The organism is Campylobacter sp. BCW_4332 (assembly GCF_001763175.1).
GTDB classification, from domain to species: domain Bacteria; phylum Campylobacterota; class Campylobacteria; order Campylobacterales; family Campylobacteraceae; genus Campylobacter_D; species Campylobacter_D jejuni.
In genome coordinates, this window is the sequence record NZ_MJYF01000035.1 from 1 (window position 1) to 549 (window position 549).

The window sequence follows — 549 nt, forward strand, 5'->3', positions numbered from 1 at the left end:
TTCTAAATCTTCATCATTTTTATCATCTAGTTCATCTAAACTAGGCTCAGTATCCAAAGCTGTATGTTCTTGGCTTAAGTCTTCTTTTTCGCTTCCGCCATCTTCCAAAGTTAAATCTAAATCAGTTTGAATGTCTTCTTGATTCTGTTCTTTAGTTGTTTCTTGTTCTAAATTTTCATCTTCTAAATTTTGAGTTTCTAAAGTTTCGTTTGCATTATCATCTTGAGATTCGTTAAGCTCTTCTTGCATTTCTAATGTATTTGCTTTAGAATCGTTTAATAATTCTTGCTTTTTTATTTCTTCATTTTTGTCATCTTCTTTGATTTCTAAATCTTCATCATTTTTATCATCTAGTTCATCTAAACTAGGCTCAGTATCCAAAGCTGTATGTTCTTGGCTTAAGTCTTCTTTTTCGCTTCCGCCATCTTCCAAAGTTAAATCTAAATCAGTTTGAATGTCTTCTTGATTCTGTTCTTTAGTTGTTTCTTGTTCTAAATTTTCATCTTCTAAATTTTGAGTTTCTAAAGTTTCGTTTGCATTATCATCTTG

The 549-nt window shown here is 30.2% G+C and carries 1 pseudogene; it reads right to left on the reverse strand.

Annotated elements, in window-relative coordinates:
* A pseudogene (locus AJN64_RS02520) lies at window positions 1-549 on the reverse strand (highly acidic protein); the annotation flags it as partial.